Here is a 15,243-nt window from a genome sequence, read left to right on the forward strand (position 1 = left end):
GCCACATGCAGCACCGAGGAAGACCATGAGCACTGAAATCGAGACCCTTACCGGCAAGGCCCGCAACATGGGCACCAACTTCTGGCTGATTGTCCTGGGTATTGCACTCCTGGTCTTCGCCGCGAACACCGGCTACACGTTGTGGAAAGGGGCGCGACTCGGCGGAGCCAGCACGGCGGCCTCGAGCTTGCAGGTGGATTCGCAGCGCCTCGCCAACCAGGGCCGGGAAGCCGTCGCGGGCGATGCCGAGGCGTTCGAAGCCTTCAAGGCGACCAAGGCGCGCATCGATGCAGACATCATCAAGCTCAACAACAACTTCGGCGACACGGCCGGCGTCGCCGGTCCGATTGATACCGTAACCGAGACCTGGGTGCCGCTGTCCGCGAGCGCAGAGCAGGTAATCGCCAGCGAGGCCGCGGTGCGGGCCTTCGCCGGCAACGCCAACAGCTTCACCGGGCGCGTCCCGCAGCTGCAGGCCCAGCTCGACGAGGTGGTGCGCGCGATGTCGGCCAGCGGTTCTCCGTCCTCGCAGATCTACATCGCGCTGCGCGAAGTGGTGCTGGCGTCGACCATGGCGCGCCGCGTCACCGAGATCCAGGCCGGCGGCGAAGGCGCCCAGCTGGCAGGCGACGCGCTGGCGCGCGATGCCCGCGTGTTCGAGCAGGTGCTGACCGGCCTGCGTTCGGGCGACGACGCCATGAACGTGCAGCCGCTGACCAACGCCGCCGCGCTTTCGGCGCTCGGCCAGGCCAACGCGCTCTGGGTGGAGATGAAGAAGGACCTCGACGCCATCCTGGCCAGCTCGCAGAACCTGTTCCGCGCGCAGTCCGCAGCGGCCGCGCTGACCGCCGGGTCCGACAAGCTGCTCGCCGACAGCGAATCGCTGTTCCAGGCGTTCACCGCATTCGGTTCGCTCAAGGACACCAGCGTGCTGGGCAACATCTGGGTCAGCATCCTGTCGGGACTCGTGGCGTTGCTCGCCATCGTCGGCCTGCTCTGGGCCCTCAATCGCCAGCAGCGCGAGCGCTACGAGACCACGCTCGAACTCAACAACCGCAACCAGGAGGCGATCATGCGCCTGCTGGACGAGATGGGTTCGCTCGCCGAAGGCGACCTGACCGTGAAGGCGACCGTGACCGAGGACATGACCGGCGCGATCGCGGACTCCATCAACTTCGCCGTCGAGCAGCTGCGCACCCTGGTGCAGACGATCACCGACACCTCGGTGCAGGTCGCCTCCAGCGCGCAGGAAACCCAGGCCACCGCGATGCACCTGGCCGAGGCCGCCGAGCACCAGGCGCAGGAGATCAACTCTGCTTCCGACCGCATCAACGAGATGGCGGCCAGCATCAACCAGGTGTCGCGCAACTCGGCCGAGTCGGCCGAGGTGGCGCAGCGCTCGGTGCAGATCGCCACCAGCGGCGCGGGCGTTGTGCGCCAGACGATCGCCGGCATGGACTCGATCCGCGACCAGATCCAGGAAACCTCCAAGCGCATCAAGCGCCTGGGCGAGTCGTCGCAGGAAATCGGCTCGATCGTCGAACTGATCAACGACATCTCCGAGCAGACCAACATCCTGGCGCTGAACGCAGCCATCCAGGCGGCGTCCGCCGGCGAGGCGGGCCGAGGGTTCGCGGTCGTGGCCGACGAAGTGCAGCGACTGGCCGAGCGCGCATCGAACGCGACCAAGCGCATCGAGACGCTGGTCGAGACCATCCAGGCCGATACCAACGAGGCCGTCAGCTCGATGGAGCAGACGACGTCCGAGGTGGTGGCCGGTGCGCGCCTGGCCGAGGACGCGGGTACCGCACTTGGCGAGATCGAAAGCGTGTCTACCAACCTGGCGTCGCTCATCGAAGGCATTTCCAGCGCGTCGCAGCAGCAGTCCACCGCGGCGAGCAACATCACCGAGACCATGCATACGATCCAGTCGATCACCGCGCAGACCTCGCAAGGCGCAAACCAGACCGCCGAGTCGATCGGAAACCTCGCGCAGCTGGCCGCCGACCTGCGACGCTCGGTCGCCGACTTCAAGCTGCCGGCCTGAGGCGGGGACACGCGCGCTCGATGAGTACCATGGACTTTCACCGCGACGCCGCGCCGTGCGGATCCGCCTTGCCTGAGGATGGCGGACGATGACCGCGTTGCGCGAAGCGATCGACTACACCACGCTGGGCTGGGTCAAGCCGGAGCTCGACGAAACCCTGCGCCAGGCGCGGATCGAGATCGAGGGCTTCGCCGAGGATCCCGGCGACGGGGCGCGCATGCGCCTGTGCGCCGCCTACCTGCACCAGGTGCAGGGCACCCTGCGCATGGTCGAGCTCTACGCGCCGGCGATGGTGGCCGAGGAAATGGAGCGGCTGGCGCAGGCGCTGCAGGAAGGCGAAGTGCAGGACCGGGACACGGCGTGCGCCACCCTGATGCGGGGTGTGGTGCTGTTGCCCGACTACCTGGAGCGCCTGCAGAGCGGGCACAAGGACATCCCGATCGTCCTGTTGCCCCTGCTCAACGAATTGCGCGCCGCCCGGGGCAGCGCCGGCCTCAGCGAGGGCGTGCTGTTCTCGCCGGACCTGCAACGCTCCCTGCCGGACTCGGTGGCGGGCGGCACGCCGGCAGCAGGTGACGCCCCGTCCGGCGCGGTCGCCAGCCTCCGGTCGGCGATGTCCGCCTGGCCCGAAGACGGCGCCCCGGCGGACGCAGCCGCGCTGCACGCCGCGCTCGAGTCCTTGTTGCCGCATGCCTCGAGCGAGCCGGCGCGCCGCATGCTCTGGGTCGCCGCTTCCGTGGCCGAAGCGCTGCGCGATGGCGCGCTGGTGGCGGGCGAAGGCCTGCGCCAGGCGTTCGCCAGCGTGGAGCGCGAGGCGCGCCGGATGTTCACCGACGAGGACCCCGGGCTGTCGCGCGCCGAGGCCACGCTGGAGCCCACGCGCCAGTTGCTCTACCACGTCACGCACAGCGAGGACAGGCACCCCGTCCTGCGCGAATTGCGCGAGACCTTCGAGCTGGACAAGCAGCAGCCGAGCGAATCGGAAATCGTCCACGCGCAGGGCAGCCTGACCGGGCGCAACCGCGCGTTGCTGGACACGGTCGCGGCGGCGATCAAGGAGGACCTGCTGCGGATCAAGGATTCGCTCGACCTCCACCTGCGCACAAGCGAGACCGATGTCGCCCAGCTCCAGCCGCAGGTCGAGTCCCTCGAGCGCGTGGCGGACACGCTGGGCATGCTCGGACTGGGCGTGGCGCGGACGGTGATCCAGTCCCAGCGCGACGCGCTGCACGGGATCGTCGAGGGCAGCGTGGCCGCGGACGAAGGCGCGTTGCTCGACATCGCCGGCGCGCTCCTGTACGTGGATGCCACGCTCGACGACCAGGTCGCCCACTTGGGAAGCGGCGACGACGCGCAGACCGACGAAGCGACGCTCGCCGCCTCGGAATCGCAGAAGCTCCTCGAGGTGATCGTCCGGGAGGCGATCGCCAACTTCGCCGACGCCCGCCAGGCGTTCGTGGCCTTCGTCGAGACCAGCTGGGACCATCGCGAGCTGGCCGAAGTGCCCCGGTTGCTGGAAGAGGTCAGTGGCGCGCTGAAGATGCTCGAGTTCGAGCAACCATCGGCCTACCTCACCGCCGTTCGCCTGTACACCGAATCCGAACTGCTCGGCCGCAAGCGCGTTCCCAACGGCCGGCAGCTCGATACCTTCGCCGATGCCCTGGCCAGCCTCGAATACTACCTCGAGGCGTTGTGCGACAGTCGCGGCAACCGAGAAGACATCCTGGACGTCGCCCGCAACAGCCTCGAGTCCCTGGGCTACTGGCCCTTGCCGGAAGCGTCGCGCTCGTTCACGCCGGCGCCGCAGGCAGGCGACGAGGAAGACACCCTCGATGTCGACGCCGACGTCGCGCAGGCGGTCGCGTCGCTGATCGATCGCGGCCGCGAGCACGCCGGTGAGCCGGAGCGGCCCGAGCACGAATCGCCGTCGACTGCGTCCGTGGAGAAGGCTGCACCGCCGGTGGCGGCGGCAGGCGAACAGTCCGGTGGTTTCGAGGTCACCGGCGACGAGATCGACGACGAAATCCGCGAGGTCTTCCTGGAGGAACTCGCCGAGGAGATCGACAACCTCGACCAGCTGCTTCCGCTCTGGCGCGCCGAGCCGGACAACTTCGAGCGCCTGCGGCCGATCCGACGGGTCTTCCATACGCTGAAGGGCAGCGGCCGCCTGGTGGGCGCGCGCACCCTGGGCGAATTCAGCTGGAAGATCGAAAGCATGCTCAACCGCGTGCTCGATGGTTCCCGCGCGGCGAGCCCGGCGGTCGTGGCGATGGTCGACCAGGCGTTCTATACGCTTCCGCAACTCGAATCCGCGCTTCGCGGCGAGGGCAAGGTCATTGCGGACCTGGCGGCGATGGAAGCCTGCGCCGATCGGATCGCCCAGGGCGACGAGACCATGCCCGAGGCCATCCCGACGCTCGGCACCGCGGACGTCGATGCAGCGCAGCCGGTCGAGACGGCCGGGGACGATGCCGCGCTTGAAGCGCCCGCTGCCGATGCAGCGCAAAAGGACGGCGCCGACGCAGTCGTCGATACCGTGCCGGCATCGGTGGACGCGTTGCTGCTGGAAATCCTCGAAGTCGAGATCACCGGCCACCTGCAGACGGTCGATGCCTGGACGAGCGAGGCTGCCTCCGGTGGCGAGGCCGTCGCCACGGACGAGCTGGTGCGTGCGATCCATACGATGAACGGCGCGTTCGCGATGACCGAAGTGCCGGAGATCGGCGCGGTGATCGCGCCCGCGGAGAGCTACGTCAAGCGCCTCATGGCCGCCAAGGCGGCGGCGACCCCCCAGGGGATCGCCGCGCTGGGCGAGCTTGCCTTGGTCGTGCGCGGCGCGGTGACCGGCCTGCAGGCGGCGGATCCGCATGTCCCGAGGTGCGGGGCGCTGGCCGAGCGGCTGAACGAGCTGCGCGACACGCTGCCCGAAGTGACCGTATTCCCGCTGCAAGGCTTCATCGACGAGGCCGTAGGCGCGGAAACCGATGCGCCGGAGGAGATCACCGACCTCGATTTGGCGGCGTTCGCCGATACCTCGGCAGTGGAACGACTGCCGGGGGCGGTGAGCGTCGATCTGCCCCAGGACGGCAGCCCCGATGTGGACCCTGCCGAAGTCCAAGCTGCTGAGGCGGACCGCCTCGAAGCCGAGCGTGCCGAAGCCGAGCGTATTGACGCCGAGCGTATCGAAGCCGAACGTATCGAAGCCGAACGCATCGAAGCCGAACGTATCGAAGCCGAACGTATCGAAGCCGAACGTATCGAAGCCGAACGTATCGAAGCCGAACGTATCGAAGCCGAACGTCTTGAAGCGGAACGCGCCGAAGCCGAACGGGCAGAAGCCGAACGTCTTGAAGCGGAACGCGCCGAAGCCGAACGCGCCGAAGCCGAACGTGCCGAAGCCGAACGTGCCGAAGCCGAACGTGCCGAAGCCGAACGGGCCGAAGCCGAACGGGCCGAAGCCGAACGGGCCGAAGCCGAACGGGCCGAAGCCGAACGGGCCGAAGCCGAACGCACCGAAGCCGAGCAAGCGGACGCCGATCGCGTGGAAGCCGAGCGCCTCGCAGTTGAACGCGCCGAAGCCGAACGTGCCGAAGCCGAACGTGNGCGCCGAAGCCGAACGGGCAGAAGCCGAACGTCTTGAAGCGGAACGCGCCGAAGCCGAACGCGCCGAAGCCGAACGTGCCGAAGCCGAACGGGCCGAAGCCGAACGGGCCGAAGCCGAACGGGCCGAAGCCGAACGGGCCGAAGCCGAACGGGCCGAAGCCGAACGCGCGCAATCCGAGCGTCTGGAAGCGGAACGCGTCGAAGCCGAACGGGTCGAAACCGAGCGTGCCGAAGCTCAACGCCTCGAAGCCGAACGCCTTGAAGCCGAACGCAGCCCGCCGGACCCTGCGGTGGCTGCCTTGCTCGCCCGGGCGATCGACGAGGATCCCGACGAGGCGCTGGACCTCACCGGCCTGGATCCGGAGCTCATCGACATCTTCGTCGAGGAAAGCAGCGACCTGCTCGACCACTCCGACGGCCTGCTCGCGCAGTTGCGCGACTCGCCTAGCGACCGTGAAGCCCTGGTGGGCCTGCAACGCGACCTGCACACGATCAAGGGCGGCGCCCGCATGGCCGGCATCCTGCCGATCGGCGAGCTCGGGCATGCCATGGAATCGCTGCTCGAGTCCGTGGTCGAACAGCGTGGCGAGTTGGGCAGGGACGGCATCCCCATGCTGGAGCGCGGCTTCGACCGCCTGCACGCAATGGTCACGCGCGCCGGGGAACGGAAGGCGATCAGCGCCTCGCAGGCGCTCGTCGATGCCTTCGATGCCCGTGCACGCGGCAAGGCGATTCCCGCCGGCGACGCCCGGGAGGACATGCCGACGCGCATGCCCGCGCCGAAGGTCGAACTCAAGCCGCTGTCCGCGCCGATGGGCGAGCAGTTCGACGCGGACGAGGACGACATCGGCGTGCGCGCCCCGCAGGAACAGGTTCGCATCCGCGCCGACCTGCTCGACCGCCTGGTCAACTACGCCGGCGAGGTCGCGATCTACCGTGCCCGCCTCGAGCAGCAGCTCGGCGCGTTCCGCGGAGCCATGGACGAGATGGAGCAGACCAACGCGCGCCTGCGCGACCAGCTCCGCCGCCTGGACATCGAGACCGAAGCGCAGATCATCGCCCGTTACCAGCGCGAGCAGGAGACGGCAGACGCCACGTTCGACCCGCTCGAGCTCGACCGCTTCTCGACCCTCCAGCAACTTTCCCGCGCGCTGGGCGAGTCCGCGGCCGACATGGCCAGCCTGCAGGGAACGCTGGACGACCTGACCCGGCAGTACGAAACCCTCCTGCTGCAGCAGTCGCGCGTGAGTTCGGACCTGCAGGAAGGCCTCATGCGCACGCGCATGGTGCCCTTCGACGCCCTGGTGCCGCGACTGCGCCGCATCGTCCGCCAGGCGTCCGCCGAGACGGGCAAGGATGTCCAGCTCAAGCTCGACGGCGCCCAGGGCGAGCTGGATCGCAACGTGCTCGAACGCATGACCGCTCCGCTGGAGCACATGCTCCGCAATGCGGTGGCGCATGGCCTCGAATCGCCGGACGAACGCCGCAAGGCAGGCAAGGGTGCCGAGGGCGAGGTCCGCATCGCGGTGCGGCGCGAAGGATCGGAAGTCGTGCTGGAGGTCAGCGACGACGGCGCCGGCCTGGACCGTGCCGCGATCCGCCGTCGCGCGGAACAGCGCGGCCTGGTCCGCGCGGACGCCGTCCTCGGGGACAGCGACCTGGACATGCTCATCTTCGAGCCGGGCTTCTCGACCGCCGAGGAGGTCAGCCGCCTGGCGGGCCGCGGCGTTGGCATGGACGTCGTGGCCAGCGAGGTCCGCCAGCTCGGCGGTACCCTGGACATCTCGACCGAGCGCGGGCAGGGCACGACCTTCACCCTGCGCCTGCCGCAGACCCTGGCGGTCACCCAGGCCGTGTTCGTGCGGATCGGCGAGACGAGCTTCGCCGTGCCGATCGCATCGGTACGGGGCGTCGGCCGCATCGATCGCGACGCCTGGCAGGCGCCTGGCGCGAGCTACGAGTACGGCGGCGAGGACTACGCCGTGCACGATCTCGGCGGGCTGGTCAGCCACGCCCCGGCACGCGCCGAGGGCCAGCTGCAGATGCCGCTGCTGCTGATCCGCTCCGGCGACCTGCGCGCGGCGGTGGCCGTGGACCAGATCCTCGGCAACCGCGAAATCGTGGTCAAGCCGGTGGGGCCGCAGGTCGCGTCGATCCCCGGCATCTTCGGCGCGACGATCATGGGCGACGGCCGCGTGGTCGTGATCCTGGACGTCGCGCCGCTCGTGCGCCGCCAGGCGACTCGCCCGCACGACTACGTGCCGGAGCCCGTGGCCGAGAAGCGCGCGGTGCCGCTGGTCATGGTGGTCGACGACTCGGTCACCATGCGCAAGGTCAGCGGTCGCGTGCTCGAGCGCCACAACTTCGAGGTCGCCACCGCGAAGGACGGCATCGACGCCCTCGAGCACATGAACGAGCGCGTGCCCGACCTGATGCTGCTGGACATCGAGATGCCGCGCATGGATGGCTACGAGCTGGCGACACACATGAAGGCGGACGCGAGGCTGCGCAACGTCCCGATCATCATGATCACGTCGCGCACCGGCGAGAAGCATCGCCAGCGTGCCTTCGAGCTCGGCGTCGAACGCTACCTGGGCAAGCCCTACCAGGAGAACGAACTGGTGCGCAACGTCTACGACCTGCTGAAGCTGGAACGGCATGACGGCTGACGCCACCCGCGCCGTCCTGCTCGCGCGGCCTGGCGAAGCCCGCACGCGCCTGGCCTCCGCCCTGGACGCGGCGGGCGCCGAGGTCGTACTTGCCGCCGATCCGTCGGAAACCGATCCCGAACAAGTCCGGGGGCTCGCGCCGAGGGTGGTGCTGGTCGCGCTGGAGCCGGCGATCGAGAACGCGCTCGATGCCTATGAAGCGCTGTTCTCCGATCCGGCCGTCACCGTCCTGTTCGACGAGGCCGACGTCGCTGCGCAACGGGAAGGCTGGGATGCCGCGCGCTGGACGCGCCACCTTTCGGCCAAGTTGCACGGACGAGACGACGTCCTGCCTCCAGGGGGCGAGGCCGACGACGACATGCACCCCACGCCCGGTCCGCTGCAGGCGCGGGTCGAGCCGGGGGAGCTCGATGCCGCCCTGTTCGAGGGTGAGGCCCTCGAACTCGCCGCGGACGTTCCCCGCGACGACGACTACCTCGGGCCCTACGATGCCGAGCCTGGCGGTGACGCGGCACCGGAGGCGGGCTCGCCGGGCAACGACGGCGACGCACAAGCCGACGCGGACGACGGCGATGACCTGAAGGCGATGTTCGCGAACCTCTCCCTGGTCGACGACCAGGACGATGCGCCCGGGGACGCGCCGGACCCTGGTGCCGATGCAGCGCGGGGCGCCGTCGTCCTCGAGGGCGGGATCGGCGGGCCGGATGCCGTCCGGCAACTGCTGTCGGCGCTGCCGCAAGGGTTCCCGCGCCCGGTGCTGGTCCGGCTCCAACTCGACGGTGGACGCTACGACCGGCTTGCCCAGCAGATGGCGAAGGCCTCCTCCATGCCCGTCCTGCTTGCCGAACCAGGCCAGGCGCTGGAACCGGGGAACGTCTACTTCCTGGCGCCGAACATGGGCATGGAAAGCGAGCCGGGGGCCTTGCGGTTCGCGGAGTCCTCCGCGCCCGCCGCCGAGCTGTATCGCCACCTGGCAGCAGCGGATTCGGCCCTGGTCCTGCTCAGCGGCAGCGACCCCGCCCTGGTCGATGGGGTCCTGGAGCACGGTGGCCAGGGTGCGTTGGTCGCCGCGCAGCCCGCCAGCGACTGCTACGAGCCCACCGCCGCCGCCGCCCTGGTCGAGCGGGGTGGCGACGCCTGCGCCCTGGGCGACCTGGCGCAGCTGCTCGCCGCGCGCTGGACGACCTGATGCCTCCGGCACCACTCCGGGAAACACCGAATCGGGATCCGCATGTCCACTCGTAGCGAAACCAGCACCGCCAGCCAGGATATCCGTGGCGTCCTCATCCAGGTCGAGGGCGCGCGCCTGCTGCTGCCCAACGCCAGTATTTCCGAGGTCCTTTCGTTCGCCGACCCCGAGCCGATCGCCGATGCGCCGGCCTGGCTGCTTGGCCGCATCCGCTGGCGTGGCTGGATGCTGCCGTTGGTGTCGTTCGCGCGCCTGAGCGGGCTGGCGGACGAGCAGGGCGGCCTGGGCAGCAAGGTGGTGATCCTGAAGGCGCTGGGTGGAGACGACAAGATGCCGCACTTCGCCCTGCTGACCCAGGGATTCCCGCGGCTGGTGACCGTGTCCCGGGATGCATTGGCGCGGGAGGAATCCCAAGACCCGCTCCCCGACGGCGTGCAGATGCAAGTCCTGCTCAAGGACGACCCGGCGCTGGTGCCGGATATCGGGGCGATCGAGGATTCCATCCGGGAAGCGATGGCGGCCGCAGCCTGACCCTGGTCGGAGGCGCCGCATCGCCCGCCGTGGCGGCGCCGGACCCGAAGCCTCAGCCAAGGTCTCCGAATCGCACCTGCAATGCCGCGATCGCGGCGATGCCCGCGGTCTCGGTCCGCAGGATGCGCGGACCCAGGCGCATGCCCCTGAAGCCGGCCCCCGCCAGGACGGCGCGGTCGCGTGGGGACCACCCGCCTTCCGGTCCGATGGCGACCACGCAGCGTCCGCCCGGCGGCGGGCCGAGGGCTTCGATGCCGCCCTCCGCCAAGGGATCCAGGATGAGGCGGCAGCCGTGGCCATCGAGCCGCGCCACCGCATCGGCCAGTGGTGCCGGTGCCTCGATCGCCGGGACGCGTGCGCGCCCGGACTGCTCGCAGGCGGCGACCACCACGCGACGCCAATGCGCAAGCCGCTTCTCCGCCCGATCCCCGGCGAGCTTCACCTCGCTGCGCTCGCTGTCGACCGGCACGAAGGCCGACGCCCCCAGTTCGGTCGCCTTCTGCAGGATCCAGTCCATCTTCTCGCCCCGGGCCACGCCTTGCAGCAACTCGATGCGCAGGGGCGACTCGTTGCGGATCTCTCGCGCGGCGACGATCTCGGCTTCGGCGCTGCGCTTGCCGGTGGCGGTGATGCGGGCGTCGTAATCGTGGCCGTCGCCGTTGAACAGCACGCACGCGTCGCCGACGCCGAGCCGCAGCACGCGCAGCAGGTGGGCGGCGGCGTCCTCCGGCAGCACGATGCCGCCGCCGACGGCCAGCGGCCAGTCGACGTGAACGCGGGTCACGCGCATCGCGTCGCCGCCAGGATCGCTGCGCGCGTGGTCTCGGCCAGCAGGTCGAGTTCGGCGTCGTCGATGCAGTAGGGCGGCATCCAGTACAGGACGTCGCCGAGCGGTCGCAACAACACGCCGCGTTCCAGCGCGCAGCGGTAGGCACGCAAGCCCGCGCGCAGGCCGGGGTCAAGCGGCGTGCGCCGATCGCCGTCGCGGCTGAGCTCGAACGCGACGATCATGCCTGCCTGGCGCACGTCGGCGACGTGCGGCAGATCTCCCATTGGCGCCGCGAGCGCCGCCATCCGGCGCGCCGTCCCGCGATTGCGGGCCAGGACCGCGTCGGTGTCGAAGATGTCCAGCGACGCGAGCGCCGCCGCGCAGGCCAGCGGGTTCCCGGTGTAGCTGTGCGAATGGAGGAAGGCGCGTTCGCGGGAGTCGTCCAGGAAGCCGTCGTACACCGCTTGCGTCGTCAGCACCGCCGCCAGGGGCAGGAAGCCTCCGGTCAATCCCTTGGACAGGCACAGGAAGTCGGGCTGGATACCGGTGCCGCCTGCGCGCGCGTCGCCAGGCGCCTGCTCGCAGGCGAACAGGGTGCCGGTGCGGCCGAAACCCACCGCGATCTCGTCGGCGATGAGGAATACGCCGTGGACGTCGCAGAGCTCGCGGGCGCGCCGCAGGTAGACGGGATGGTGCATGCGCATGCCACCGGCGCACTGGACGCGTGGCTCGAGGATCAGCGCGCAGATTTCGCCCGGATGGTCGTCGAACAGCCGCGCCAGCGCGTCGGCGGCGTCCTCTGCGCAGTCGGCCGCGTCCTGGCCGTCGCGCGCAAGGTAGGCATCGGGCGAGGGCGCGAACAGCGCTTCGGCCAGCAGCGGGGCGTAGGTGCGCCGGTACAGGGGGATGTCGCCCACCGAGAGGGCGCCGAGGGTCTCGCCGTGGTACCCGTTCTCCAGCGCCACGAACCTCGTGCGGCGTGGTTCGTCGCCGCGATTGCGGTGCCAGTGGAAGGCCATCTTCAGCGCCACTTCGACGCCCGCCGAGCCGTTGTCGGCGTAGAACACCTTGGCCAGCGGCGCCCGGCCGGCCTGGGTGGGCGACAGCGCCAGCAGGCGTTCGGCCAGTTCCACCGCGGGCGGATGCGAGCAGCCGGCCAGGATCACGTGCTCGAGCGTACGCGCCTGCCTGGCGATCGCCTCGGCGATGCGCGGTTCCGCGTGGCCGTGCAGGTTGGTCCACCAGCTGCTGACCGCATCCAGGGTGCGCGAGCCGTCGTGGCCGACCAGCCAGGCGCCTTCCGCGCGCGCCACGGGCAACAGCGGCAACGCCGCGAGCGACTCGTCCGCATCGTGTTCGCGCATCTGCGTGCACGGGTGCCAGAGCACGGCCAGGTCGCGCGCGCGCCAGCGCTGGGCGTCGCTTATCATGGCAGCGTCATGTCCTTCGTCCATCCCGACATTATTGCCTGCACGCCAGCCGCCTGCAGGCCGGTGGGAGCTGCGCGGTGAAACGTGGCCTGCCCATCGTCCACGGCGTGCATACGCGACACGAGGCGCCGGACCGGGTGGTCGAGGACATCGACCTGGAATTCGGCAACGGCGAGCGCAGGCTGTTCCACCGCGTGCGCGCGCAGGGCGCCGGGGCGGTGGCCGTGGTGCCGATGCTGGACGCATCCACGGTGCTGCTGGTGCGCGAGTACGCCGCGGGGGTGCACCGTTACGAATTGGGCCTCGTCAAGGGCCGCATCGATCCCGGCGAGTCGCCCGAGCAGGCAGCGAACCGGGAGCTGAAGGAAGAGGCGGGATACGGCGCACGATCCCTGGTTCGCCTGCGTTCCTTGACCCAGGCGCCGCTGTACATGAGCCACCAGACCCACGTGGTCCTGGCCCGCGACCTGTATCCGGAGCGATTGCCCGGCGACGAGCCGGAGGAGCTGGAAGTGGTGCCCTGGAAGCTCGATGCCTTGCACGAGCTGATCCTGCGCGAGGACTTCTCCGAAGGGCGTTCGATCGCCGCGCTGTTCATCGCGCGCGACTGGATGGCGCACCATGGCGATCGACGCTGAGTTGCGCGAAGGCGTCATCGCGCTTGCGCGCGAAGCCGCGGACGCCATCCTCGGCGTGTACGCGCAGGACTTCGACGTGGTGCGGAAGGACGACGCCAGCCCGCTGACGGAGGCGGACCTGGCCGCGCACCATTGCATCATCGGCGGACTGCGGCGGCTGACGCCCGATGTCCCGGTGCTGTCGGAGGAGTCGGCGCACACGGTGCCGGCCGAGGTCCGCATGGGATGGACGCGCCTGTGGGTCGTGGATCCGCTCGACGGCACCCGCGAATTCGTCAAGCGCAACGGCGAATTCACCGTCAACATCGCGCTGGTCGAGGACGGCGTGCCGGTGTTCGGGGTGATCCAGGCACCCGTCACGGGCACGTTGTGGCATGGCGCGCCCGGGCAGGGCGCCTATCGACGCGATCGCGAGGCGCCCGATGTCGACGTGCCGCTGCAGGCCCGGGCCAATCCGGGTCGGCCACTGCGCGTCGCCGCAAGCCGCTCCCACCTCGATCCGGCCACGGCCGCGCTCATGCAGCGGATCGGCGAGACCGAGCCGGTCGGGCTGGGTTCGTCGCTCAAGTTCTGCCGCCTGGCCCAGGGCGACATGGACGTCTATCCGCGCTTCGGCCCGACCAGCGAATGGGATACCGCGGCCGGCCAGGCGATCCTGGTGGCCGCCGGCGGTTGCGTGCTCGACAAGCAGGGCCGTCCCTTCCGTTACAACCAGCGTCAGACGCTCTTGAACGGCGACTTCATCGCGCTGGGCGATCCCGCCCTGCCCTGGCGGAAGTGGGTGGGCGAGCGCGCCTAGCGGACGCTCCCCGCGCGCCTGCTTCGGGCGAAAAGCAGGGGCCGCCACGCCGACGAGCGGCGTACGGGCAGGCCTGCGTCTTGCGGAGACGCCATCGTTCGTCCATCGTGCCTCCCTCGCTGCCGATGGCCGGTCCCTGCGGCCGCCGGCCATGGCGTGCAGGCGACGCCGCCAGGCACACACCGCGCGGCATTCCCGCATCGGCGAGCAACGGGTCGATCCCGCGCGCCATGCGATTGCAGTGGTGCGGGCGAAACGCGATAGGCTCGTCCAGTCTCCCGCCTACGGTTTCCCATGCCCGACGACAGCATCGCTCCCCTCCAGCGCCTGCTCCAGATCATGGCCCGGTTGCGCGACCCCGAGCGCGGTTGCCCCTGGGACCTGCAGCAGGACTTCTCGACGATCGCCCCCTACACGATCGAGGAAGCGTACGAGGTGGCCGATGCCATCGAGCGTGGCGACCGGGATGCGTTGCGCGACGAGCTGGGAGACCTGCTGCTCCAGGTGGTCTTCCATGCGCGCCTGGCCGAGGAGGAAGGGGCCTTCGGATTCGCGGACGTGGCCGAGGCGATCAGCGAGAAGATGACCCGCCGTCACCCCCATGTGTTCGGCAACGCGGACCGCGACGACGCTGTGGCGGTCGCGCGCAGCTGGGAATCCATCAAGCGCCAGGAACGGGAGGTCGGCGGCGACGACGAGGCCTCGGCGCTGGCGGGCGTCGCGCGCGGCCTGCCGGAATGGCTGCGCGCGGTCAAGCTGCAGGATCGCGCGGCGAAGGTCGGCTTCGATTGGCCGGGCCCCGAACCGGTGCTCGGGAAGTTGCTCGAGGAGGTCGAGGAAGTGCGCGAGGAATTCGCCGCGCTGGAGCGGTCGCCGGACGACCCTTCGGTACGCAGGCGGTTGCAGGACGAGATCGGCGACCTGCTGTTCGTGGCGGCCAACCTGTCGCGCCACGCGCGGATCGACGTCGGCAGCGCCCTGCGCGGGGCCAACGCCAAGTTCGAGCGCCGGTTCCGGGCCATGGAGCGGCTGGCGGCGGACGACGGCGTCTCGCTTGCCGACCTCCCGCTCGAGGCGCAGGATCGATACTGGGATCGCGCCAAGTCCGGGGAGGCCCCATGAGCCGGCGTTTCGCGAGTTTCCGGGAGTTCTACCCGTTCTACCTGGCCGAGCACAGCCATCGCACGTCGCGCCGGTTGCACGTGGTCGGCAGCCTGGGGGTGCTGGCGCTGGTCGGCGTGGCCATCGTCGAGCGCAATGCCTGGTGGCTGCTGGCTGCACTGGCCTGCGGATACGGCTTTGCTTGGGTCGGGCATTTCTTCTTCGAGAAAAACCGGCCCGCGACGTTCAAGCACCCGGTGTACTCCTTTATCGGCGACTGGGTGATGCTGAAGGACGTGCTGACGGGGAAGATCAGGTTCTGAGTCGAGGCACGGGCTTGCCGGCCCGCGCAAAGGATCCCTGCCCTGCGGAAACCCGATGTCCTTGCCTACATGGCAGGGGGGTGGCGGGTGGCTTTCCTACCGGCCAGGCGTTCGAGCGCGCGTCACCGGGCCGGACACGCGTGG

General features: G+C 70.0%; 9 protein-coding genes and 1 pseudogene. 8 read left to right on the forward strand and 2 right to left on the reverse strand.

The window, feature by feature from the left end; translation table 11 throughout:
* Nucleotides 1-25: 25 nt before the first annotated feature.
* The 4 genes and pseudogenes from ABD970_RS11870 to ABD970_RS11885 all read left to right on the forward strand — a co-directional run bounded on the left by ABD970_RS11870 (nucleotide 26) and on the right by ABD970_RS11885 (nucleotide 10,039).
* Nucleotides 26-2,047, forward strand: coding sequence for a methyl-accepting chemotaxis protein (locus ABD970_RS11870; RefSeq protein ID WP_345295739.1), 2,022 nt, complete (start codon nucleotides 26-28; stop codon nucleotides 2,045-2,047).
* Nucleotides 2,048-2,135: 88 nt separating this feature from the next.
* Nucleotides 2,136-8,319 (forward strand): annotated as a pseudogene (locus ABD970_RS11875) (Hpt domain-containing protein).
* Nucleotides 8,309-9,508, forward strand: coding sequence for a chemotaxis protein CheB (locus ABD970_RS11880; RefSeq protein WP_345295740.1), 1,200 nt, complete (start codon nucleotides 8,309-8,311; stop codon nucleotides 9,506-9,508). Before ABD970_RS11875 ends, ABD970_RS11880 begins: the two are co-directional and overlap by 11 nt.
* A gap of 42 nt (nucleotides 9,509-9,550) precedes the next feature.
* Nucleotides 9,551-10,039, forward strand: a complete 489-nt coding sequence (locus ABD970_RS11885; protein ID WP_345295741.1) for a chemotaxis protein CheW — start codon at nucleotides 9,551-9,553, stop codon at nucleotides 10,037-10,039.
* Between the two features lie 52 nt (nucleotides 10,040-10,091).
* Here the strand turns inward: ABD970_RS11885 and ABD970_RS11890 are convergent, their stop codons facing one another.
* Nucleotides 10,092-10,829 carry a 16S rRNA (uracil(1498)-N(3))-methyltransferase gene (locus ABD970_RS11890; RefSeq protein ID WP_345295742.1) on the reverse strand — a complete coding sequence of 246 codons (738 nt, stop codon included), beginning with the start codon at nucleotides 10,827-10,829 and terminating at the stop codon, nucleotides 10,092-10,094.
* On the reverse strand, nucleotides 10,820-12,262 hold the full coding sequence (gene bioA, locus ABD970_RS11895; protein ID WP_425563108.1) for an adenosylmethionine--8-amino-7-oxononanoate transaminase: 1,443 nt from the start codon (nucleotides 12,260-12,262) through the stop codon (nucleotides 10,820-10,822). Before bioA ends, ABD970_RS11890 begins: the two co-directional genes overlap by 10 nt.
* Before the next feature lie 53 nt (nucleotides 12,263-12,315).
* Between bioA and nudE the strand changes: the two genes are divergently transcribed.
* The 4 genes from nudE (at nucleotide 12,316) to ABD970_RS11915 (ending at nucleotide 15,099) form a co-directional block, all read left to right on the forward strand.
* The gene (nudE, locus tag ABD970_RS11900) at nucleotides 12,316-12,876 is read left to right on the forward strand and encodes an ADP compounds hydrolase NudE (RefSeq protein ID WP_425563109.1); all 561 of its coding nucleotides are present in this window, start codon (nucleotides 12,316-12,318) and stop codon (nucleotides 12,874-12,876) included.
* Nucleotides 12,860-13,675 carry a 3'(2'),5'-bisphosphate nucleotidase CysQ gene (gene cysQ / locus ABD970_RS11905; protein ID WP_345295744.1) on the forward strand — a complete coding sequence of 272 codons (816 nt, stop codon included), beginning with the start codon at nucleotides 12,860-12,862 and terminating at the stop codon, nucleotides 13,673-13,675. The genes nudE and cysQ overlap by 17 nt, the downstream gene beginning before the upstream one ends.
* Nucleotides 13,676-13,969: 294 nt before the next feature.
* Nucleotides 13,970-14,797 carry a nucleoside triphosphate pyrophosphohydrolase gene (gene mazG / locus ABD970_RS11910; protein ID WP_345295745.1) on the forward strand — a complete coding sequence of 276 codons (828 nt, stop codon included), beginning with the start codon at nucleotides 13,970-13,972 and terminating at the stop codon, nucleotides 14,795-14,797.
* Nucleotides 14,794-15,099 (forward strand): Mpo1-like protein, encoded by a 306-nt coding sequence (locus ABD970_RS11915; protein ID WP_345295746.1) that lies wholly within the window; start codon nucleotides 14,794-14,796, stop codon nucleotides 15,097-15,099. Before mazG ends, ABD970_RS11915 begins: the two co-directional genes overlap by 4 nt.
* Nucleotides 15,100-15,243 lie beyond the last annotated feature (144 nt).

Source organism: Luteimonas vadosa, from assembly GCF_039543545.1.
GTDB lineage: Bacteria > Pseudomonadota > Gammaproteobacteria > Xanthomonadales > Xanthomonadaceae > Luteimonas > Luteimonas vadosa.